General features: G+C 53.0%; 16 protein-coding genes, 3 tRNA genes and 1 other RNA gene. 7 read left to right on the top strand and 13 right to left on the bottom strand.

Going from position 1 to position 21,739, the window contains the following annotated elements; genetic code table 11:
• Positions 1-51 precede the first annotated feature (51 nt).
• The 4 genes from B2310_RS11030 to groL all read left to right on the top strand — a co-directional run bounded on the left by B2310_RS11030 (position 52) and on the right by groL (position 2,935).
• Positions 52-125, top strand: a tRNA-Arg gene (locus tag B2310_RS11030).
• Positions 126-388: 263 nt separating this feature from the next.
• Positions 389-724, top strand: coding sequence for a helix-turn-helix domain-containing protein (locus tag B2310_RS11035; RefSeq protein WP_290731513.1), 336 nt, complete (start codon positions 389-391; stop codon positions 722-724).
• A 263-nt stretch (positions 725-987) separates the two neighbouring features.
• Positions 988-1,269, top strand: coding sequence for a co-chaperone GroES (groES, locus tag B2310_RS11040; RefSeq protein ID WP_072809723.1), 282 nt, complete (start codon positions 988-990; stop codon positions 1,267-1,269).
• 31 nt (positions 1,270-1,300) lie between these two features.
• On the top strand, positions 1,301-2,935 hold the full coding sequence (gene groL, locus B2310_RS11045) for a chaperonin GroEL (protein ID WP_072809725.1): 1,635 nt from the start codon (positions 1,301-1,303) through the stop codon (positions 2,933-2,935).
• 153 nt (positions 2,936-3,088) lie between these two features.
• On the opposite strand, the gene tgt is transcribed toward groL, so the two are convergent.
• From tgt to B2310_RS11085, 8 genes are all read right to left on the bottom strand, one after another.
• Positions 3,089-4,225: a tRNA guanosine(34) transglycosylase Tgt gene (gene tgt, locus B2310_RS11050; RefSeq protein ID WP_290731516.1), complete on the bottom strand. Its 1,137-nt coding sequence runs from the start codon at positions 4,223-4,225 to the stop codon at positions 3,089-3,091.
• A gap of 85 nt (positions 4,226-4,310) precedes the next feature.
• A tRNA-Leu gene (locus tag B2310_RS11055) sits at positions 4,311-4,394 on the bottom strand.
• 88 nt (positions 4,395-4,482) lie between these two features.
• Entirely contained in the window at positions 4,483-5,844 is a 1,362-nt protein-coding gene (gene murD, locus B2310_RS11060) for a UDP-N-acetylmuramoyl-L-alanine--D-glutamate ligase (protein ID WP_290731519.1), read from the bottom strand.
• A gap of 78 nt (positions 5,845-5,922) precedes the next feature.
• Positions 5,923-7,083, bottom strand: coding sequence for a hypothetical protein (locus tag B2310_RS11065; protein WP_290731522.1), 1,161 nt, complete (start codon positions 7,081-7,083; stop codon positions 5,923-5,925).
• 71 nt (positions 7,084-7,154) lie between these two features.
• Positions 7,155-7,238, bottom strand: a tRNA-Leu gene (locus B2310_RS11070).
• Positions 7,239-7,284: 46 nt separating this feature from the next.
• Positions 7,285-7,701 carry a preprotein translocase subunit SecG gene (secG, locus tag B2310_RS11075; protein WP_173382953.1) on the bottom strand — a complete coding sequence of 139 codons (417 nt, stop codon included), beginning with the start codon at positions 7,699-7,701 and terminating at the stop codon, positions 7,285-7,287.
• Between the two features lie 30 nt (positions 7,702-7,731).
• On the bottom strand, positions 7,732-8,493 hold the full coding sequence (tpiA, locus tag B2310_RS11080) for a triose-phosphate isomerase (protein WP_290723808.1): 762 nt from the start codon (positions 8,491-8,493) through the stop codon (positions 7,732-7,734).
• A 99-nt stretch (positions 8,494-8,592) separates the two neighbouring features.
• Complete coding sequence (locus B2310_RS11085; RefSeq protein WP_173382395.1) at positions 8,593-9,036, bottom strand: hypothetical protein; 444 nt, start codon at positions 9,034-9,036, stop codon at positions 8,593-8,595.
• Positions 9,037-9,117: 81 nt separating this feature from the next.
• Between B2310_RS11085 and B2310_RS11090 the strand changes: the two genes are divergently transcribed.
• Complete coding sequence (locus B2310_RS11090; RefSeq protein WP_173382396.1) at positions 9,118-10,098, top strand: hypothetical protein; 981 nt, start codon at positions 9,118-9,120, stop codon at positions 10,096-10,098.
• Here B2310_RS11090 and B2310_RS11095 read toward each other — a convergent pair.
• From B2310_RS11095 to B2310_RS11105, 3 genes are all read right to left on the bottom strand, one after another.
• Complete coding sequence (locus B2310_RS11095) at positions 10,062-10,772, bottom strand: hypothetical protein (RefSeq protein ID WP_173382397.1); 711 nt, start codon at positions 10,770-10,772, stop codon at positions 10,062-10,064. The two genes, B2310_RS11090 and B2310_RS11095, sit on opposite strands and share 37 nt — an antisense overlap.
• Before the next feature lie 138 nt (positions 10,773-10,910).
• Complete coding sequence (gene recA, locus B2310_RS11100) at positions 10,911-12,008, bottom strand: recombinase RecA (protein WP_173365248.1); 1,098 nt, start codon at positions 12,006-12,008, stop codon at positions 10,911-10,913.
• Positions 12,009-12,049: 41 nt separating this feature from the next.
• Positions 12,050-12,646: a CinA family protein gene (locus B2310_RS11105; RefSeq protein WP_290731525.1), complete on the bottom strand. Its 597-nt coding sequence runs from the start codon at positions 12,644-12,646 to the stop codon at positions 12,050-12,052.
• A gap of 131 nt (positions 12,647-12,777) precedes the next feature.
• Between B2310_RS11105 and B2310_RS11110 the strand changes: the two genes are divergently transcribed.
• Positions 12,778-13,788 carry a DUF5683 domain-containing protein gene (locus tag B2310_RS11110; protein ID WP_290731528.1) on the top strand — a complete coding sequence of 337 codons (1,011 nt, stop codon included), beginning with the start codon at positions 12,778-12,780 and terminating at the stop codon, positions 13,786-13,788.
• A gap of 2 nt (positions 13,789-13,790) precedes the next feature.
• On the opposite strand, the gene B2310_RS11115 is transcribed toward B2310_RS11110, so the two are convergent.
• Both B2310_RS11115 and ffs read right to left on the bottom strand, forming a co-directional pair.
• On the bottom strand, positions 13,791-14,411 hold the full coding sequence (locus B2310_RS11115) for a histidine phosphatase family protein (protein ID WP_290731531.1): 621 nt from the start codon (positions 14,409-14,411) through the stop codon (positions 13,791-13,793).
• A gap of 71 nt (positions 14,412-14,482) precedes the next feature.
• An RNA gene (gene ffs, locus B2310_RS11120) (signal recognition particle sRNA small type) lies at positions 14,483-14,579 on the bottom strand.
• Positions 14,580-14,816: 237 nt separating this feature from the next.
• Here ffs and B2310_RS11125 point away from each other — a divergent pair.
• On the top strand, positions 14,817-20,825 hold the full coding sequence (locus B2310_RS11125; protein WP_290731534.1) for a cadherin domain-containing protein: 6,009 nt from the start codon (positions 14,817-14,819) through the stop codon (positions 20,823-20,825).
• Positions 20,826-21,739: the final 914 nt, after the last annotated feature.

The following is a 21,739-nucleotide window of genomic DNA, read 5'->3' on the forward strand; positions in this document are numbered from 1 at the left end:
AGAAAAATCCCTTGACAATTCAACCGATAATTCTATATTTGGGCACGTCACGCGGATGTAGCCCAACTGGATAGAGCGTTTGGCTACGAACCAAAAGGCTCCAGGTTCGAGTCCTGGCACCCGCAGAAAAAACGACTTGCGTAAAGCAGGTCGTTTTTTTTGTTCTTTCGAGGCGAAATCCCCGCGAAAATGCCTCCCGATAGCCCTTCCCCGCAGAAAAAACGACTTGCGTAAAGCAGGTCCTGCAAAGCGGCCCCTATATAGTAATGATTTTTAAAAATAAAAGGGGAGTCTAAAATATATTTCTTTAACAAAAGGTCATGGGAATTTTTACATTTGGGAACATATGTATACTTTTGTATTTGCAAGTTTTTTATATCTTTATTGTATGAAATTAGATGACCATGAGGTGTTTTGTAGTGCGTTCCGAAAACTTGTGATCGGCATAAGGAGGGATTCGTTGGTCACGCAGCGTCAGCTGTCGAAGATTTCGGGGCTTACTCGGCAATTTATATCAATGTTGGAGTGCGGAAAGAGGATTCCCTCTTTTGAGACTTTTTGTGCGCTGGCGATGGGACTGGATATGACACCGGTCGAACTGCTGGAAAGGTTTTCGGCCATCTATGAGGCGGAATACATGGCGAAGAATCGTCGGCTTCGGGAGCGGAGCAAGGTTGCCGAATATATCAGGAATACATCGGGGCGAAATCTGTTGGAATCGTAGCTGACAGCCGCGGAATGTTTCATTTTAAAACACTCTTGCAAGAATGTCTCAAAATAAAACACGCGAGCGTGCGAAAAAATTGGCTGATATTTGACTTTTCCACCTGTTTGACGCAAAAATCTTGCCAAAAAGGTCTTTTTTGGAAAAAATCTGTTTGGCACAGATTTTGCTTTTGTTCAAGCGAACAAAATAGTCCAACTTGGACCAAGATTTAAACAAAAGGGTGTCGCGAAAGCGACTGCCCGCAAAAAAGGAAAAGTAAAATGATCAAGCCTTTAGCAGATCGAATCGTTGTCAAGCCGGCAGAAGCCGAGCAGAAGACCTCCTCGGGTCTCTTCATTCCGGATAACGCCAAGGAAAAGCCCATGCAGGGCAAGGTCGTGGCCGTGGGCCCGGGCCGCAAGAACGACAAGGGCGAAATCGTCCCGATGGAAGTCAAGGTGGGCGACGTGGTGCTCTACGGCAAGTACAGCGGCACTGAAGTCACTGTCGATGGTGAAAACTACCTCATCGTGAAGGAACCGGACGTCATCGCGACGCTCTAATCAAAAAGGTTTATAAAAAAGGAAAAACAAAATGGCAAAGCAACTCAAGTTTGATGTGGCGGCTCGCGAATCCCTCATGAAGGGCGTGGACAAGCTCGCCAACGCAGTCAAGGTAACTCTCGGCCCCAAGGGCCGTAACGTGATGATCGCCCGCTCCTTCGGTGCCCCGAACGTGACGAAGGACGGCGTGACTGTCGCTAAGGAAGTGGAACTCGAAGACGCCTACGAAAATCTCGGCGCCCAGATGGCCAAGGAAGTCGCGAACAAGACTTCTGATGCCGCCGGTGACGGTACCACTACCGCTACGGTGCTGGCCCAGGCTATCACCCGCGAAGGCCTCAAGAACGTGGCCGCCGGTGCAAACCCGATGGACATCAAGCGCGGTATGGATGCTGCGGTTGACGCCGTTATCAAGGAAATCGGCAAGATGGCCGTGAAGATCAACGGCAAGGAACACATTGCCCAGGTCGCTACCATCTCCGCGAACAACGACCCGGAAATCGGTGACCTCCTGGCCAACGCCATGGAAAAGGTCGGCAACGACGGTGTCATCACCATCGAAGAATCCAAGACCGCCGACACGGTGCTCGACGTGGTGGAAGGTATGCAGTTCGACCGCGGCTACCTGTCCCCTTACTTTGTCACCAACACTGACAGCATGGAAGTCTCCCTCGAGAACCCGTACATCCTGTTGTACGACAAGAAGATTTCTACCATGAAGGATTTGCTCCCGATGCTCGAACATGTGGCAAAGCAGGGCAAGTCTCTCCTCATCATCGCCGAAGACGTGGATGGCGAAGCTCTCGCAACGCTCGTCGTGAACAAGATGCGTGGCACCTTGAAGGTCGCCGCCGTCAAGGCCCCGGGCTTCGGTGACCGTCGCAAGGCCATGCTCGAAGACATCGCTATCCTCACTGGCGGTATGCTGGTTTCCGAAGACACGGGCGCGAAGCTCGAAGATGCTCCGGTCACCGTTCTTGGCCAGGCCAAGTCCATCACCATCACGAAGGACAACACCACGATCGTGGAAGGTGCCGGTGATGCTGCCTCCATCAAGGGCCGTATCGGTCAGATCAAGAAGCAGATTGAAACCACCACCAGCGACTACGACCGCGAAAAGCTCCAGGAACGCCTGGCCAAGCTTGCCGGCGGCGTTGCCGTGATCAAGGTCGGTGCCGCTACCGAAGTTGAAATGAAGGAAAAGAAGGACCGCGTCGACGACGCCATGCACGCAACCCGCGCTGCCGTCGAAGAAGGTATCGTTCCGGGTGGTGGCGTTGCCCTCATCCGTGCCGAGAAGGCCATCGACTCCCTCAAGTTCGATAACGACGACCAGAAGACCGGTGCTGCCATCATCCGCCGCGCCATCGAAGAACCGCTCCGCCAGATTGTGCAGAACGCTGGCCTCGAAGGCTCTGTGGTGGTGAACAAGGTCAAGGAAGGCAAGGACGCCTTCGGTTACAACGCGAAGACCGACACCTACGAAGACCTCATCAAGGCTGGCGTCATCGACCCGGCCAAGGTGACCCGCACGGCCCTCAAGAATGCCTCCTCCATTGCCTCGATGATCCTCACCACAGACTGCGTGATTACCGAGAAGAAGGAACCCAAGCCGGCTGCTCCGGCCATGGACCCGGGCATGGGTGGCATGGGCGGCATGATGTAATAAAGGTCGCTGAGCTTGTCGAAGCGCCGATAAAGATTCTCCTCCTAACAAAAAGCACTCGGTTCGAAAAAGCCGGGTGTTTTTGTTTGTTGCGCCGTGAGGGGTCGTCATACGAGCCCCTCCCTAACACCCTCCTTTCCCTAAAGCTAAAGACTACTGTAGGTCTCTTTGGAGTATTTCACACTTGGCTTTTTTCCAAGTTTCGAAATCATCGTCGGCGATGTGCTGCTTGGCTTCGCGCATCAGGTGCAGGTAGAAGTGCAGGTTGTGGATGCTCGCCAGCGTGAACCCGAGGGATTCTCCGGCGTGGTGCAGGTGGCGCAGGTAGGCGCGGCTGAAGTTCCTGCAGCAGTAGCAGTCGCAGTTCGGGTCGACCGGCTTGTCGAATTCCTCGGCATGGCGCGCCGCCTTGTAGCGCAGTACGCCTTCGCTTGTAAACAGCATTCCGTTGCGGGCGTTGCGCGTGGGCATCACGCAGTCGCACATGTCCACGCCGCGCTCGATGAGCTCCAACAGGTTCCAGGGGGTTCCTACGCCCATCACGTAGCGGGCGTGGTCCTGCGGTAGAATATCGGTGCAGAAGTCCGCAATCTCGTACATCGTCTCGGTGGGCTCGCCTACGGAGAGGCCGCCCATCGCAAATCCGTCGGGCCCGAGTTCCGCAATGCGTTCAATCGCCTGCTTGCGCAAGTTCTTGTGCATGCCTCCTTGGATAATCCCGAAGAACTGCTGGTCGTAACCGTGGATAGGCGGGTGTTCCTTGAGCCATTGCATCGCTTCTGCGGTCCACTTGAGGGTGAACTTGAGGCTGTGTTCTGCTTCCTTCGCGGTGCTCGGGTAAGGCGTGCATTCGTCGAGCGCCATGATGATGTCTGCGCCGATTTCGCGCTGGGCGTTCATGACGCTTGCGGGGCTAAAGAAGTGTTTTGAACCGTCAAGTATGCTCCTGAACTCGACACCCTCCGGTGTAATCTTGCGCAAATCCTTCAGGCTCCATACCTGGAATCCGCCGCTGTCCGTCAAGACCGGGCCGTCCCACGCCATGAATTTGTGGATGCCGCCCGCCTTCGCGATGCGGGGCGTGGTGGGGCGCAGGTAAAGGTGGTAGGTGTTCGCGAGGATGATTTCCGCCTTGATGTCCTTGAGCTGGGCGGGCGTGACCGCCTTGACGGTCGCCTCGGTGCCCACGGGCATAAAGATGGGGGTCGTCACGTCGCCGTGGTCGGTGTGGACCACGCCGAGGCGGGCTTTTGACTTCTTGGAGGTCTTTAGGAGCTCGAAACGGTTCATGAAATAAATATAAGTTGTTTATCTTGGTGCTAAAGATAGAAATTAAAAGCAAAAAGAAAACCCGGCTTTTCAGCCGGGTTTCTTCTGCGGTCGGACAGACTTGAACTGTCATGGGATCGCTCCCACTAGCACCTCAAGCTAGCGTGTCTACCAATTCCACCACGACCGCGTGGTCCTTAGCGGAACGGCAACAAATTTAGATTGATTTGCGCCGTTTGTAAAGGGGTAGGGGTGAAAATTTTTGAAAAAATTAAAAATTAAACGCCCGCGACCAGTTTGTCGAACACTTGCCCGCGCACCTTGTAGTTCTTGAACAGGCCAAAGCTTGCGCAGGCGGGGCTCATGATGACCGTCCCGCCCTTGCCGATGGCTAGGCTGTCGGCGAAGGCTTCCTCGAGGGTGGGGAAGATCTTTGCCGCGATGCCCGCGGAATCGAGCCCGGCCTGCTTCAGGGAATCGAGCATGCGCTCTGCCGTCGCGCCGATGAGGGCGATGCGCTTGAGGTTCGGGCGCTCCTTCACGAGGATGTTCGAGAGTTCGGTGAAGTCCGCGTTCTTCTCGGAGCCGCCGAGGATGAGCGCGAAGGGGCGGTTCATGCTGGCGGTTGCGGCGATCGTCGCGTCGGGGCGGGTGGCATAGCTGTCGTTGTAGAATTCGATTCCGCGTTTTTCGCCCTTGAATTCCATGCGGAAGGGGAGTGTTTCGTAGCTCTTGAGGGCTTCGAACGCGTCGGCCACCTTGATTCCCAATGCCTTGCAAGCGAGGGTCGCCGCCGCCATGTTTTCGAGCTGGTAAATGCCGCGGACCTTGCAGTCCGAAAGGTAAAGTTTCTCGCCGTCGATGGCGAGGGTGGCGCCGTCGATGACGGCGTCTCCGTCGCCGAAACCGTCTTCGTTAGCGTGGCATACGGCATACTTCGTTCCGGCAGGGCTTTCCCCTGCAATCTTTGCCGAGGGCTCTGCATCCTTCAGGTACACGCAGGTACCGGAGCGCTTCTGCCAGCGGACGAGGTTGGCCTTCGCGTCCCGGTATTCCTCGACGCTCTTGTGCCAGTCCAGGTGTTCGGTCGAAACACGCAGTACCACGCCCACGTCGGGCGAGAGCGAAAGCGTCATCAGCTGGAAACTGGAAAGTTCTAGAATGCTGATGCGGTCGGGCGTCTCTGTCTCGAGCAGGTCGAGCGCGGGCACGCCGAAGTTCCCGCCAATTTCGTTCTCTACGCCGCACTTGGTTAAGATGTGGCTAATCATGCTCACGGTCGAGCCCTTGCCCAAGGTTCCCGTGACGCCTACGACCTTCTTGGATTTAGTTTGTTCTAAAAACAGCTGAATCTGGCTCGTCATGATTCCGCCGTTCATCTGGAACTTGAACAGGTCCTGACTCATCGGGTACACGCCTGCCGAGCGTACGACGGTTACGCAGTCCTTGAGACCGTCCAGGTAGCCTTCGCCACTGAAAACCTTCACGTTTACGCCTGCGGGCGTTTCCGGCAACTTCACCGGGTTCTTGTCCATCACTACGATTTCCTTGACACCATTACGTACAAGGTAATTAAACGTGCTCTGGCCTTCGACGCCAAAACCGAGAACGCCAACCGGCGCTACAAGATTGCTGCTCATATCAAACCTTTTTGCGTGGTACCATTCTGCGACGTGCAGATTGGTCCGCCTTATCGATGCGGAAAATTTAGCAACCTGTTACCACAAGTAGCCACTGACCCCCAACATAAATCTGTTTTGGAATTGACTTTCTATGGAGTTTTTAGTCTCGGTCTCGTACCATCCTCCGATATATCTGAAGTTAAATGACCATACACCGAATAACCCATAAGACTCGTTACTGATGTAAAATCTATAGTCGATTTCTCCACCGAAACCAAGTCCTACGCTCATGTTTACGAGGGGAAAAACTTTTACGTGGCGAGAATCAAAAACGACAAATCCGGCAGTCGCGCTTGGTCCGGAGTAATCTTCAGAGAATTGAAAAGCGGGGATGAAGATGATTCGCCATATTTGAAGTGGAAGGCCAAATATTATTTCCGGCCTATTTGAAATGTTTAAGAACGCTTCTATACCGAAGCATCCTGTGTAACGCCTGCTTAGTACAGGGTCCTTTTCTTCTTGAAAAGCAACTGCGGATTCTTTAAAATATTTTATTAAATAATCGGAAAACTGGACTATTCGGGGGCTTGGATATTTTGTGCTGTAATCCGATAGGGCTTTTTGGGCGTTCTCCATGGCTGCATCCCAATCCAAATTAATTTTGTGATTGTACTCGCCTACATCTACATAAAATTTTGCACTTACTCGAAGGTAAAACAAAGAATCGTCGCATATTTGTTCATCAATGTGTTTTTTCTTGTAAAAACGGAGAGCCCCTGATAATACCTCCAGTAAGGAGATCAGGTCTTTCTTTTCTTGAGATTCTGTCCGTGTTCTGATTTTTTCCGATTCAATCTTGATGGTGTTGTTGTCGGTCAAGTCCATGAGGGAATCGAGGTATTTCTGTAATGTGTCTACTCTTGCAAAGGAAAAGCGTTCGGTGTTCCCCGCATTGGCGTATTCATCAATCCAAATATCAATTGCCTTGTCGTAGCGCTCCAATAGCAAGTTGATTTGCAGGAGTTCGTAACGGTCTAGGGCGTAAGACTCTAATGCTTCTTTGGACAAAACCTCTATTAGGGAATCTACTGCCGGGATGTTTTTCTGTTCCAAAGCTAACATCAGGTTGTAGCGTGCATCCAGCATTTGTGGCTGCCTTCCGATACGGTCGAGCATGCCTTCGATGTCGCGGTTTTTCGGGGCCGCGATAGAAATGCAGATAATGAGCAGAATGAATGTTACGATGGAACGAATCATTGTGAACAAAACTACAATTTTCCTCTTCCTAAAAAAAATGCCCTCGCTTTTCGCGAGAGCGGACTTCGTAATGCGGTCGGACAGACTTGAACTGTCATGGGATCGCTCCCACTAGCACCTCAAGCTAGCGTGTCTACCAATTCCACCACGACCGCAGGATAGCCGACGCGGCGACCAAAACCGCCTGCGTCAACAAAATCCTTATTGCGCAGCAGGAGCTTCGGTAGCCGGAGCAGCGGGGGCTTCAGCTGCAGGAGCAACTTCAGCTGCCGGTGCTGCCGGAGCGGCGAAGTCTCCCGGGAGGGCCGGAGCCGGAGCCTGCTGCTGGGCGGCGTTTTCACGAGTCGCCTTCTGCATGGCAGATTCTTCCACCGTCTGGTCCTGCTTGGCCGTGATGAGGCCGAGGAGGAAGACGACGATAAAGAAGATCACGGCCACGACGCGGGTCAACTTCTGGATGAAGGTCGCGGCACCTGCGGTAGAGAATGCAGACTGGGAAGTCATGCCGCCGAGGCCTGCGAGACCGCCCATCTTGTCGTTCTGAACCAGAACGAGCAACATGAGGAAGAGGCACAGGAACACGTGCAGGACGATACCAATCCAAAAGAGTGTTGTCATAGTCGTTTTACCTTGAATTTAAAGTTTTAATTAGCGAGCTTCGGCAGCGTCGATGATTTCCTTGAAGGTGTTAGCCTTGAGGCCTGCACCACCGATAAGACCGCCGTCGATGTCCTTCTGGGCGAGGAGGCCGGCAGCGTTGGCACCCTTCATGGAGCCACCGTACTGGATGCGCATGCCTTCGGCAACGGCTTCGCCGTAGATTTCCTTAACAACGGAGCGGGCGTAGGCCTGAGTGTCCTGAGCCTGTTCGTCGGTAGCGGTAACGCCAGTACCGATTGCCCAAACCGGTTCGTAAGCGAGAACGCACTTGGCGGCGTCTTCGGCAGAAACGTCCTTGAAGGCGCCCTTAATCTGGAGACCGAGGACTTCCTTGAGGATGCCGCCGTTGCGCTGGTCGAGGGTTTCGCCAATGCAAATGATCGGCTTCAGGCCGGCTTCGAGGGTCTTCTTGACCTTGAGGTTCACGGTTTCTTCCGTTTCGTGGAAGTACTGGCGCTGTTCGGAGTGGCCGATGATGATGTATTCGGCGCCGATTTCCTTGACCATGTCAACGGAGACCTTACCGGTGAATGCGCCCTGGTCCTTCCAATGGATGTCCTGGATGGCGAGCTTCACGTTGGTACCCTTGATGACGTCGGCGACCTTGGCGGCAGCGAGGTAAGTCGGGGCGATGACCACTTCGGTCTTCTTCACGTCCTTGACGGCTTCCACGATATCCTTAGCGAGCTGAACGGATTCGCTAACGGTCTTGTTCATCTTCCAGTTACCAGCAATGATATACTGACGCATAATTAACTCCTTGAGAGGTTTAAAATTTAACGCGCCTAAATTTAGTAAAAAAAGCCGCCCTTTGAAAGGCGACTTTTAAAACTTTGGCCGTAAAATGGGCTAGTTGTAGTTGCTGGAACGGCTGGAAGTCGGGGCCGGGGAGCCGCCATAGCGGTCGCCTTCGATCTTTTCCAAGATCCATTCGTTCTCGTAGCCCTTCAAACGTGCCTGGTCGGGGTGCTTCCAGATGAGGCGCGTGATGAGCTTGCCTTCAGGTGTGTAGTATTCCCACACGCTGCTGGTGTCCGTTTCCATTTCGTGGTCGGGAGGGCCCCAGAGCAGGTTCACCATGTCGTTGGTCATGCCTTCTTCGATGTAACCCTGCTTGAACACGTCCTTGAGGCGCTTGTCGATGCCCATGCTTTCCTTCGTGACGAAGTACTCGCGTTCGTATTCGTTTTGGCCTACACCACGTTCGATAAGAATAGGGGAGGAAGCTTTGTTTGCGCAACCCCAAAAGAGCAGTCCGCTCAGGGCAAGCACGCACAGATGAGAAATTTTCATAGGGTCTCCTATATGTTTTGTGCCTACAAAATAAGAATTTCTTGCGCAAATGGACGAATATTTTTTAGATTTTACAATGAAATGGGACTTTTTGGTCGTCAAATACGTATTTCGCTGCTTACGGTGGTCTTCGCGTTCGTCCTGTCCATGGGCGACGGTTTTGACCAGAGTGCCCAGTATGGCTTTCGCTATGGGCCGAACCTCTCCTGGAGTATCATGGGGAATACCCCTTTTGTATGGGGACAGTGGTTGCCGCAGCTGCTTGCGGATGTCCATTACACATGGCTGGAACCGGTCGGTGAACTCAATTATGGCGACAAAATGGGAAAGACGCCCACGTTCCTGAAGATGGAAGGCGCCCTGGAAATTTCGCCTTTCTATGCGGGATACCAGGCAGGGCTGGGGCTCCGGCCGTTCAAGACCAATCCGCAGGTCGAGGTCATGGCCACCTACTTGAGTTTTTTCTACCTGAGAAGCAATCTTGAAATGGTGACCTCCGATGTCATCGGTGAAGGTCGCATCGCCGAAACGTGGAATGCGGACTACATCGTCGATAACGTCTGGAGCGGGGAAGACGACGGCTTTAACTACGCCCAGCTTTTCGACATCGCTGTCAAAATCGAGTATTTTTTCCCGAAATCGGCGCTCATAGGCTTGAACATGCACTATATCCTGTCGGATATCAGCACGGATTTCAAGGGAAAAAGCTATGACTATAGGCTCAACATGCCGGTGTTCAGCCGAGACTTCGTTCTGGATTTCGAATTCTTCGGCCGCATCCCGGTAAGCGAACACGTGGCTGCCCTTGTCGAAACGTCCGTGTTTAGTACAGGTCTGTTGCGCAATGGCGATGTGGTGGAGAAGGAATCCCTTCGCTACATGATGGTGAAACTTGGCCCGCACCTTTCCTGGAAAGACGGATTGCATAGCGCCACCCTTGAACTGGGTTTCTGGAAAAGGCTGAAGGACTCGTTCTACGATGGCGACCTGAGCCAGCAGTTTATCGTACAGCTGCAGTACCAGGGTTACTTCTCGTTCCCGATCCACAAGAACGTGCGGTAGGCGCGGTCCGTATTCAATATGCTTTCGCGCAGGGGATCCTTTGCCAGGTCTTCGATGGGGTAGATGGAACGGATCCAGATGTTGCCCCTGTAGTTCGGGTGTTCCACGGTTGCAAGTGCAGGAAGATCAAGCCCGGAAAATTTTTTCCATGAATTGATCTGGATGACCCTCTTTTCTTTGCGGGCGCCGCGCATGGTGACCGAGTTCGGTTGCGGCAGCGTGTCGAGGGCGATGCTCCACCACATGTTCGAGAATGCGGTCGAGAGAATGTTCGGTTTCTGTTCGCTTGTATCCTTGCACAGGAAGTTCCCGTGGGCAAGGAGTTCCAGGTCGTCGTATTTGATGGGCGTGTTTGCGATTTCGTCGCGGAGGTGGTGCATCGCCATTTGGCGCTTCAGTTTCGGAAAATCCTGTTCGATATAGCGTAGGTCATTTGTCGTGATGTACTTGAAGGAGGGACGGTCGGGCAGGTGGATGAAGAACGTGTCGACCTGCTCTTGCTCGTGGTGTCTCCATTCGATGTCGATACGGGCGCGCGAGTGCTGCACGTTGATGAACCATCCTTCGAGATTGGCTATCATTGAGCGTTCGAAAAGCTTGTGGACGCAAAGGTCCTGGCCGTAGGATGCCGGAAGTAGGGCGAATGCCAGTGCGAACGCGATAAGGAATCTCATGATTCTAAAGATATAAAAAAGCGACGGCTTTTGCTTGCTGCCAAATTAAAACTTTAAAAAAACGAAAACTCCGGGCCCTCCCAATGGCTAAAGGAGGGAACGGAGTTTTTTGGTTTAGGAAGAATTCGGGGCTATCGACTAGCCTTCTTCGACTGCGCTGATTTCGGCGTCGTCGTCGGCTTCGAGCGCGTCGTTTTCGCCGAGCTTGAAGAGTTCCACGTCCTTCATGCTCTCGCGGATCTTCTGCTCGATTTCGGAGCAGAGTTCCGGATTGTCCTTGAGGAACAGGCGGGCGTTCTCGCGGCCCTGGCCGATGCGTTCGTTGTTGTAGCTGAACCAGGCTCCGCTCTTCTGGATGATGTCGAGCTCGCATGCAAGGTCAAGGATGGAGGCTTCGCGGGAGATTCCGCAACCGTAGAGGATGTCGAATTCGCACTGGGTAAACGGGGCCGCGACCTTGTTCTTGACGACCTTCACGCGAGTGCGGTTGCCGATGACCTCTTCGCCGTCCTTGATGGCTGCGATACGGCGGATGTCGATACGCTGGGTGGCGTAGAACTTGAGGGCGTTGCCGCCGGTGGTGGTCTCGGGGTTCCCGAACATCACGCCGATCTTCATGCGCAGCTGGTTGATGAAGAGCATGCAGGTGTTGGACTTCGAAAGGATGCCGGTGAGCTTGCGGAGCGCCTGGCTCATGAGGCGAGCCTGCAGACCCACGTGGTTGTCGCCCATTTCTCCGTTGATTTCGGCCTGTGGCACGAGGGCGGCCACGGAGTCGATTACGATGATGTCGATGGCGCCGGAGCGGACGAGCGTTTCGGCGATGTCAAGGGCCTGTTCGCCAGTGTCTGGCTGGGAAACGAGGAGGGATTCGATGTCGACACCGAGCTTGCGGGCGTAGACCGCGTCGAAGGCATGTTCCGCATCGATGAAGGCTGCGACTCCGCCGAGTTTCTGGGCTTCGGCGATGGCGTGCAGGGTAAGCGTCGTCTTGCCGGAAGATTCGGGACCGTAGATTTCGATGATGCGGCCGCGGGGGAAGCCTCCCACGCCGAGAGCCATGTCGAGCTGGATGCACCCGGTCGGGATGACGGGGATCTCTTCGACGGGCTGCTGTCCGAGAGCCATGATGGAACCTTTACCATAGTTCTTTTCGATCTGCGCAATGGCGGCTTCGACCGCCTTTGCCTTGTCGGCGGAAAGGTTGCTTGTGGGTGTCGTGTTTTTCTTTGCCATATTGGACTCCATTTTTTGTTTTTCTTGTCTAAATATACTATTTAGTGTTCACTTGTGCAAGTGCTTTTTTGGTTATTTAACAAAAAAAGTAGCTTGCCCAGCACTATAAAAACGGTTTTGAGCCTCACTTTGTGCCTGTCACCGTCGAAAATTTTACAAAAAGCCTCATTTTGCAAACAATTGTTGCCTGTTTTCCAGGAAATCGACATCCAGACGGTGCCCACGGGCTTGCCCGGGACGGCCCCGCCCGGCCCCGCGATGCCCGAGGTGGATACAGCCCACTGGCAGCCGAACCTTTCGAGTGCGCCTTTGGACATTTCCTGGACGGTCTGTTCGCTTACGGCACCGAACTGTTCGAGGGTCTCGTGGCGGACTCCGAGGAGCTTTTCCTTGATCTCGTTCTGGTAGGCGACGATTCCGCCTGCAAGGACTTCTGAAGAACCGGGCTCGTTCACGATGCTCGACGCTACAAGCCCGCCCGTGCACGATTCCGCTGTTGCCATCATCTCGCCGCGTTCGATGAGGGTCGCCTTGATGGCGCGGACCAGTTCGGCAATTTTTGCTTCGAGTGCGCTGGCCTCGATTTCCATGCCTTCGATGTTTGCGTCCGTGACGGCTTGTTCGTTCTTCATTTCCATACTCCGTAATTTAGAATAATTGTGTGTCATAAAATGACATTGTGGATAAAACCTGAAATTTTCTTGAAAAATATATTTTTCGGAGTCGCCCTGCGCACCCGGTTTCTCGCATTTAACTATATTTCTTTACGATGTTTAAATACCTGTCTGCCATAATCCTGCTTGTGAGCCTCTTTTTTGCTGGCGTATCGGCTGCGCAGACGGTTCCGGCGGATTCCGTACAGCCAGATTCGTCCTCTTTTGTGGGTGACCCGCTGGTGAAGGGCAAGACGGGTATTGAATCCATAGATACGCTTCCCGTGAACGAGTGGGATATTCCCACGAAGCGCAATTCGCTTGGACTTACCATGCTCCTGAGTATTTTGCCGGGCGGAGGGCATTACTATACGGAACATTACGTTCGGGGCGGGTTTATCACGGGTATCGAGGCGCTGCTCTTTTACGAAGTGTATATCAACAAGGCTTGGCAGAAGGACCGCGTGCTCGAACAGGCGCGACCCTTCCGCGATTCCGTATCGATGTACACGAAGATTATACGCGAAATGGACAACCGCGACAGCCTGGCCTATTACCAGAACAAGCGGAACGAGTATGCAAACCGCGTGCGCGAGAAGAGCGACAAGAAGATGGAACAGGAGGACCTGCGCTACGCCGAGAATGCCTGGCTGTTCGGTCTTCACTTGTATGGGATGATGGACGCTTTCGGCATCTGGTACAATAACAACTACAGGAGCGTGGAACTCCGCAGCATGACGACGGCGCTGTTGCTTGGGCTTATTCCGGGACTCGGACAAATGTACAATGGCGAGTTTGGCAAGGCGGGCTTACTTTATATGGGGCTCATCGGGGCGGCGGCGAGTATCCGCACCTCGCAGAACATGGTGGAATACTACCTCGACCGCAAGCACTTTCTGGAGAAAGAGAATTCCTCGTCTGAGGAACTTGACCGCGTGACCGAGCGCGTCACGTATTACCGCAAGAACAGGAACCAGTATATCTGGGGATTGGCGCTTATCTACCTGTATTCCCTCGGCGATGCGGTTGTCGATGCTTTGCTGAGCGACTTCGACAACCCGATGCACTTTGCGCTGTTGCCGAACCTTACCGGTGGCGCGCAGGCGCTGGTCTCGTTTGACTTCTAGCGTTAGTCGCCCATCTTGAGCGGCGGCATCTTGATGCCTTCATGCACGGTCGTGAATTTCCCGCGGAAGTGCCCTTCGCTGTTGCGCGTGAACTCGAATCGCGTGACCATCGCGTAGCTGAACATCCCTTCGACAAAGACCTCGTCCGGCAGTCCGCACGCGAAGTGCTGGAGGGCAGCGATTACGCCCGCGTGGCTTACCCACAGATATTCGCCGTTGTCGTCGAGCGTGTCAAGAAGTGCCTCTACGCGTTTGTCCACGTCGTGGAAACTTTCGCCCGTGGGGAACCTGTACCCGCGCCAGTCGCTTTTCCAGGCGGCCATCTCGTTGCGGGGGACGGCGGTGAGCTTCTGGCCTTCCCACGTGCCGAAGTTTATCTCCATGAGCCTGTCGTCTTTTTCGATGTCAAGCCCGGTGGCCCCCGAAACCTTCTCGGCGAGTCGCATGCACCGCAGGAGCGGGCTGCTGAAGAGTCGCGTCGGGTGCGGGCCGGCCTTCAGGAAGTCTTCGAGGGCGCTTTTTGCCTCGTCTTCGAAAGAGGGGGATACGTCGAAGTCGAGTCGTCCGTAGCAGACGTCATTCGGGTTGTAGGGCTTGGTATGGCGAACGGTCCAGAGAATCATTGCTGTTATGTCATCCCCGCGCAGGCGGGGATCTTTAGTTAAAAAAAGTGCAACCCGAGGGTTGCAAAAAGAAATCCTAGGCGACCTGAGCACATAAAAATTCACAAGTCCGTTGCTGCTTTCGCCCTGGCGAGTTGCCCGCAAATAGTCATTGCGCAGGGCCTAGGAACCTCAAATATAGAAAATTTTCTGCAAAGAACAAGAAATTTGAATGCCTTTTTTGAGCGAAATTCGCCATTTTGTTGAAAAATTGTTGAAAAAATGAGATTTTGCGCACAAAAAAAGGACGAAACGTTCCATTCTGTAAAATTTTGTATATATTACTTTTGTGGGATGTAAAAATTCCGTTTCATTTCGTGCCTATATAGAACATTTTTTGAAAGTCCTGTTTTTCAGGAGGCGATCATGTTTGAAGGATTGAAAAAAACGGTTTGCTTGGCTGTGCTTTTGTCCAGCCTATTTGGTGTTGCTTTTGCTGCCAAGGTTGCTCCGCTTTACTTTGAAAGCCTCGGAACATCGGCTGGTGAGAATGCTGATGCCCAGCAGGAATATTGGGACGGCTTGATGAAATACAAGCTATGGGGCTCTGAAGGATTGACGTTCAATAAGCATACGGTGCATATTGCGGATAAAAATGGCTATAACGGCACTGCAACGGGCGATATTTCCTTTTTCAACGGAGCTCATCATGTGGGCGGGCCGCTTCTTTCGGGAAAGGGGTTGCATCTCTCGGATGATGGCACGACTCCCAATAATGATACCCTGAGTGGAGGCCCGGTAAGGGTTCTTGGTGATTTTGCAATTGCAGATTGGGCGGCAAATTCTGGTCCGGTTTCTGGAGCCATCTATGAAGGACCTTATTGCGTGCAGGGCTCTATCAGAACACGTTCTTCGCAGGCTTACGATAATACACTGACCAATTGGGCTGCAATGGTCAAGGGCGGTGTCTATGGAACGTCGGGTGTGGTTGCTGCGGATGCTGCGACTGCCGATTCTACTTACACTTATAATGTTGAGAATCCTGAAACGGGTGACCTTGTCCCTGTTACGGAATACTACAAATACGTGGCCTATCCGTTTGCGGTGGGCACGTACCAGTCTTGCCCGGTGGAGGTCCCTCCGGTAGATACTCACTTGCGTGTGCCTCTTTGGCCTGAACCTGCAGAATGGGCTCCAGGTATCAATATGTCCAATGGTATTGACGAAGTTGCCTATATCCATGTTCCGCCGGAAAGCGCTTATATTAACGAATATGGCACGTATGACCTGTATATTGAAAATATCTATATGCACAACAGCGCACACAAGTACTTGTACGTTGTAATGCCGCATGGTGGTCGCCTTACAAGAATCTTTGTGCGCGATGGTTTCAATATTCAGCCGAGTGCAAACAGCGCGGTGATTCAGGTTGTCTATGTCGATAGGAACGCCGTTTACAATACGACCACCAAAGAGTGGGATGTGAGCGCTCTTGTCGATAGTAACTACATAAGTAATGCGAAATATGCTGGTAACCTGATGTTCTATACAAATAAGGATGTTCACTGGAAATCTATGGTCAAGCCGAGTTACCAGGGAACCTTCATGACGACAGGTAAGTTCACCATTGAAAACCACTTTACACTCGCTGGCCAACTTGTGGCAAATAATCTGTGGTTCGAATCCGATATCGTGGGCGATTTCCGCTATGTGCCGTTTGACCCACCCATACTGAAAATTGACCCGGAAGTGCTCCAGAACGGAGCCTTCCCCGAAAACAACGACGATGCGGAAATTCCGATATCTCTCGATACCGTAACGAACACGTCTGTCGATTTCAACTACTGCTTCGATTTGAATCTCTCGACGGCAACGCTGGAGGATTTCCAGAGGACGGCAAAGGCTCCGTTCCCGGTATGCGAATGGAGTGATACCACGTGGAACTACGTCCATGAAAATGACGATACCTCTATGCCTATAATAGATAGTGTGTATGTAAGCCATGTTGTCCATCATGACTCCGGCTATGTGGTTATCCCTGCACATCGCCTCACTCCCTACGATGAGAACAAGGCGTACCTGAACGTGTTTATCGATGGCATCGGAGAAAGTGAAGAATACCTGCACATGAAGATATTCAACCTTGCAGGTGCTGTGTTGGAAGGCAATGAACGTGAGGGTCACTTTACGTTGACCATTGTAGATGCGAATAACCCGCCGGTTGCTGGTGCTTCTAGCGTGACGGGTACCGAAGATGTGGCGTACACCTTCAAGACGAGCGACTTCTCGTACTCTTCGAGTAAGGGCTATGCGGAAACGGGCGTGGTTGTGGCCACGCTCCCGAACAAGGGTACTTTGACTTACAAGGGCGGCAACGTTACTGCGGGCCAGTTTATTCCGGTGGATTCCATCGGCGACCTCAAGTACACGGGCAAGAAGGATGATTTCGGGACTCCTGCCACCACCTTCCAGTTCAAGGTTCGTGACGAGATGAACTCCACCTCGGGTGCCGCTATCATGACGGTAAATCTTGCTGCAGTAAACGATAAGCCGAGTGCTACGGCGAGCGAATTTACCATTGTTGAAAATTCTGCAGTCGGTGCAAAAGCGACTGGGTCGCTCGTCGTGAAGGATGTGGATGACAATGCGTTTGTCTATACCCTGGTGGGCGGTGCTACCGATATTTTCCAGATAAACTCCTCTACGGGCGAGATTTCTGTCAAGAAGGCCGTTTTGGATCACGAGACTAAATCGACATACACGGTGACGGTGCATGTGCGTGACATGGCTTCGACGACGAAGCTTGCCGATACGCTTTCGTACAATGTCGCTGTGACGATTCGCGTGCTCGACAAGAACGAGGCTCCGTCTGTTGCGAATACAAACCTCGAAGTTCCTGAAATTTGCGATTCCGGTACGGTTGTCGGTCCGGTTGTCGCTACGGAACTCGATACGGCGGCGGCATTCACGAAGCTTGCCTATACGATTGTGGAAAGCGGCGTGCCGTTCGTGATGGATTCGAACATCGTCAAGGTAAAGGATCCGAGCAAGCTGAATTACGAGACGGATTCCGTGCTCGCGTTCCATGTGGTTGTTTATGATGGCGAGTATACCGATACGGCCCTCGTGACGGTGAAGCTTACCGACGTGAACGAACCTCCTCACTTTGGGGACAACATCCCTGTGCTTACGGTGGACGAGAACGCTCCGGCAAATACGAGCGTAGGCACTGTGACTGCGGACGATGTGGATGGCACGGAAAATCTGACGTATTCCATTATCGATGGGACCGGTACGTTCAAGATTGTTCCTTCTACGGGCGAAATCAAGGTTATTGCCGATAGCACCATCGACTTTGAAACCAAGTCCACGTACACGGTGAAGGTGGTGGTGACTGACAAGGATGGCCTTACCGATACGGCTACCGTGACCATCAAGGTGAACGACGTGAACGAGGCTCCCTCTATTGAGGATGCTGTGTTCGCGATTGACGAAAATCCCAGGAAGGGCGATTCCGCGGGGGCTGTCATCGCGTCTGATCTCGACACTGCGGCGCAGTTCCGTGTACTCACTTACGAGATTGTAGAGACAGATGTGCCGTTTGAACTCGATTCCAACATCATTCGGGTTAAAGAACCCGGCAAGCTCGATTACGAGACGGATTCCGTGTTCACGTTCCATGTGGTTGTTACCGACCAGGACGGCCTTTCCGATACCGCTACCATTACGGTGAACCTCAACGATACGCCGGAACCGCCGAAGTTCGATGACAAGACTCCCACGTTGTCGGTCGACGAGAATGTGCCCGCAGGAACGAGCGTTGGCTTTGTGACCGCATCTGACGTGGATGAAGACGATGTGCTTACCTACAGCATCAAGGATCCGACCGACACCTTTGTTATTGATTCCGCGACAGGCGAGATTACGGTGAAGGCTGACAGTACCATCGATTACGAAACCAAGAACGAATACACGGTGACCGTGGTCGTGACCGACAAGTTCGGCTATACCGATACGGCTACCGTGACCATCAAGGTGAACGACGTGAACGAAACTCCGGATGTGCCTGACCAGACCATCGCGGTGAAGGAAGACGCCGCTGTCGGTAGCGACATTGGCAAGATTGTTGCGTCCGATCCCGATACGGCGAAGGCGTTCAGCACGCTGACCTACGAACTGGTGGAAGAGAGCGGCGTGTTCGATGTGAAGGAGGATGGCACTGTCGTGCTCAAGAAGGAACTCGACTACGAGACGGATTCCATACTTACCATCAAGGTGCGCGTGACCGATGGGCTGCTTTCGGATACGGCGCTCGTGACGGTGAAGGTGACGAATGTCGTCGAGAAGTCCGAAGTTCAGATTACCCGTGCCGAGACGCGCGATACGGTCGTCTTGAATCCCGACACGCTTTACGTGAACACCACGGACCTTTGTATCGAATGGAAGGCCGACGGCAAGCTCATGGGCCCTGACTGCGACCTCGATATCCACGAGGGCGAGAACATCATCATCCGCACGTTCCAGGATCCGACTAAGGATGTCCCGGGAGCAGATACGCTGGTGGTTTACATGAGCACGGCTACTCCGGTCGTGACGGTGACGAAGGCTGTGGATGAGGCCGCATGGGCGAGCATATTCACGGTTATCGAGGAACCGGCGGCTAACGACCCGACCTTCTATGTAAACGACCCGAAAAATGACATCAGGGTGACCGTGACGGATACGGTGACCGGTTCGAAGGAATCCTTTACGGTGAAGGTGGAACTCGACACGATGAAGGTGCCTGAAAAGACGTTTAGCGGGACCCTATCGGGTATCGTGGATGCGGGGCTCACCTTGAACGAGAATCCTGCTTCCGGAGTGACCTACTCGCCGGTAAACGGGGATACGGTCGTCGTATCGTACATGGAAGTGGTGAACGGCAAGGAAGTTGTCGTAAGCTACAAGACCGACCTGAAGGGAAATATTCTCGAGAACGGGAACGGGGCTAAGGTCATGACTGTCACCTATACGACCGAAGTGAACGGCCACGAGGTGCGCATTTCTTACGAAGCCGATGCGGTTACGGGCGAGGTCTTCCACTCTGCGGGAAGCTTTGCGAGCGCGGCCCTGGAAACTTCCGAAACGGGCAAGGACGGTCAGTCCGGAAAGTCCGGCAAGGATGGCAAGGGTACGAAGGATGAAAAGTCCTTGGATGCGGCTGTCTTTACGGTGACGTACGACTACGTGGACGCCAGCGGCAACGTCGTTGCGGTTTCTTACGGCGTGGATGAAAAGGGCGACATAGTCCGCAACGGCGATGGCAACATCGGCTACGAGGTGAGCTACACCTATACGAACAAGTACGGCAATTCGGCGACTCGTTCGCTCTTCATCGTGCTCGACGAGGTGGCTCCCGTTGTGGAAATCCTCTCGCCTGCCGATGGGGACCTCGTGTACTCGAATTTCGTGGAAGTGAAGTGGACCGTAGATATGGGCGACGGCCGTGGCGCTATCGTGCAAGATACACTCATTACTCAGGGCCTCGAGAAGGGTGCAAACGCCATCGTGCGCTTCTACCGCGACAAGGCGGGGAACGAGGCTTCCGACACGATTATCGTCATCATGAAGAATGCGAAGGACGTGGATATCGCGGTCGAGCAGCCTGTGACGGTCGTGACTCGTGAGAAGACGGATGAATACTATGCAAAGAACGTACCCGAAGAGGGTGAAACATTCGCCATCTCCATCTACAATACAAAGGCGGACAAGGAAGTGGAAACCCAGGTGGGCGGAAGCTTCAAGACGAAGGACGGGAGCGGGGATGTGCCGTATCCGGGACTCTCCGGTCACCTGGGACCGACTCTCGGAATCGATGCGAAGGTGCCTATAGCGACAGCGACGGGCGGACTTGCGACTCTTGACGATATCGTCTCGAAGGACGGCATGGTCCCGCTGCAGGGTGTCGATTCCAAGACCAGCGAGAAGATCTCCGTCGACGAGTACGTGGAGCAGTACTGCGATGCGGAGTTTGCCGAGAGCGCTGGCAAGGACTTCAGCAAGGCGAACCTCTTCAAGACCAAGATGTACGTGAATATCTGGATTTACACGAGCCTTGGCCAGTTTGTGGACTACTACTCGTTTACGCAGGACCTGAACGATCCGGAATACGTGAACGATGCGGGACTCCTCACGCTTTACTTCGAAATGAAGCCGGACCGCAACGGCGACGTCCGCTCGAAGTCGGGACGGCTCTACGCGACTGGCGCCTACGTCTTCAAGACGGAGGTCGAACTGAAGAGCATGCTGCGCTGTTCGCTGCCCCCGATGGTCGAGTCGAAGAAGGGAAGCGGCGTGTATAGCCCGGACAAGGATTCGAACGTGAAGGGCTCTGTCCGCTCCGTCAAGGAAGATCTGCTGAAGAGCTTCGGCTACAAGCGCCCGAAACAGGACTAGCGTTGCCAAGAAAAATGAAAAGCCTGGGTGTTTTCCCGGGCCTTTTCTTTTTGTTTTTGAAATTTTACAAATATATGTGATTTGGCTCACGAGATATTCCAGGTGGTCGAAAAACGGCCCGATTTGTTCCGATTTCCCCCTTGCTGGTCTTTGAATGTAAGATTTTTTTAGTATTTTTACTTGTGTGTGGGGATTTGGTCTAAACCCTATCCTGTGGTGGATAACATGAAGAAGAAAATTTTTGGCCTTGTAATATTCCTAATTGGAATAGGCGCTTCATTTGCAATGGATGTGGCTCCGCTTTACTTCGTTGATGCCCAAGGGAACCCTATTGCGGCAAACCTGCAGCAGGAATACTGGAATTATCTCGTCAAGTATAAACTGTTCGGGAACGATTTTGTAAAGACCGGAAACCGCGTTATCATTCACGATGAATCGGGCTGGACCGGATCCAATGGTTATTTTAGAGCTGAACAACCGGATGGGCAGGGAGCGTCGGTTGGAACTCAGTTAGGTGGTCCCATTGTCGTTGCCGGGAAAATAACTACCGGAGATGGATATAAGTTCACTACGGGACCTATTCGTGGAGGTTCTTTCGAGACGGGTACAAACTGTAATACCTGTTATTATGCTGCTCCGATATGCTTGGACAACACATCGGTTACTGGTGGTGGAACGGCTGGATTCCAGGCACAACCAATTAGTAACTGTCCTGATCAACCGTCTCCTAATACGGCTGTAAGCATACCTCTTCTTGAGTGGCCCGCTTCTCCGACTGTGGCTGATATTAAAATTAGTGCGAATAACGGTGAACAAAGAATCGTTGTGCCTGATCCCGTAGATGGGAGCAAGGCTCCTTATGACATGTACATGGATAGTATCCTTACGGGTATTGGCGGTACAGATGGTGCTAA

This window comes from Fibrobacter sp. UBA3629 (assembly GCF_002374005.1).
In the GTDB taxonomy this organism is placed as follows: Bacteria; Fibrobacterota; Fibrobacteria; order Fibrobacterales; family Fibrobacteraceae; genus Fibrobacter.

What these genes read in the sequence shown, in the direction of transcription:
- B2310_RS11035 (WP_290731513.1), top strand. Translation starts at nt 389, where the DNA reads ATGAAATTAGATGACCATGAGGTGTTTTGTAGTGCGTTCCGAAAACTT.
- groES (WP_072809723.1), top strand. Translation starts at nt 988, where the DNA reads ATGATCAAGCCTTTAGCAGATCGAATCGTTGTCAAGCCGGCAGAAGCC.
- groL (WP_072809725.1), top strand. Translation starts at nt 1,301, where the DNA reads ATGGCAAAGCAACTCAAGTTTGATGTGGCGGCTCGCGAATCCCTCATG.
- tgt (WP_290731516.1), bottom strand. Translation starts at nt 4,225, where the DNA reads ATGAACCGTTTCGAGCTCCTAAAGACCTCCAAGAAGTCAAAAGCCCGC.
- murD (WP_290731519.1), bottom strand. Translation starts at nt 5,844, where the DNA reads ATGAGCAGCAATCTTGTAGCGCCGGTTGGCGTTCTCGGTTTTGGCGTC.
- B2310_RS11065 (WP_290731522.1), bottom strand. Translation starts at nt 7,083, where the DNA reads ATGATTCGTTCCATCGTAACATTCATTCTGCTCATTATCTGCATTTCT.
- secG (WP_173382953.1), bottom strand. Translation starts at nt 7,701, where the DNA reads ATGACAACACTCTTTTGGATTGGTATCGTCCTGCACGTGTTCCTGTGC.
- tpiA (WP_290723808.1), bottom strand. Translation starts at nt 8,493, where the DNA reads ATGCGTCAGTATATCATTGCTGGTAACTGGAAGATGAACAAGACCGTT.
- B2310_RS11085 (WP_173382395.1), bottom strand. Translation starts at nt 9,036, where the DNA reads ATGAAAATTTCTCATCTGTGCGTGCTTGCCCTGAGCGGACTGCTCTTT.
- B2310_RS11090 (WP_173382396.1), top strand. Translation starts at nt 9,118, where the DNA reads ATGGGACTTTTTGGTCGTCAAATACGTATTTCGCTGCTTACGGTGGTC.
- B2310_RS11095 (WP_173382397.1), bottom strand. Translation starts at nt 10,772, where the DNA reads ATGAGATTCCTTATCGCGTTCGCACTGGCATTCGCCCTACTTCCGGCA.
- recA (WP_173365248.1), bottom strand. Translation starts at nt 12,008, where the DNA reads ATGGCAAAGAAAAACACGACACCCACAAGCAACCTTTCCGCCGACAAG.
- B2310_RS11105 (WP_290731525.1), bottom strand. Translation starts at nt 12,646, where the DNA reads ATGGAAATGAAGAACGAACAAGCCGTCACGGACGCAAACATCGAAGGC.
- B2310_RS11110 (WP_290731528.1), top strand. Translation starts at nt 12,778, where the DNA reads ATGTTTAAATACCTGTCTGCCATAATCCTGCTTGTGAGCCTCTTTTTT.
- B2310_RS11115 (WP_290731531.1), bottom strand. Translation starts at nt 14,411, where the DNA reads ATGATTCTCTGGACCGTTCGCCATACCAAGCCCTACAACCCGAATGAC.
- B2310_RS11125 (WP_290731534.1), top strand. Translation starts at nt 14,817, where the DNA reads ATGTTTGAAGGATTGAAAAAAACGGTTTGCTTGGCTGTGCTTTTGTCC.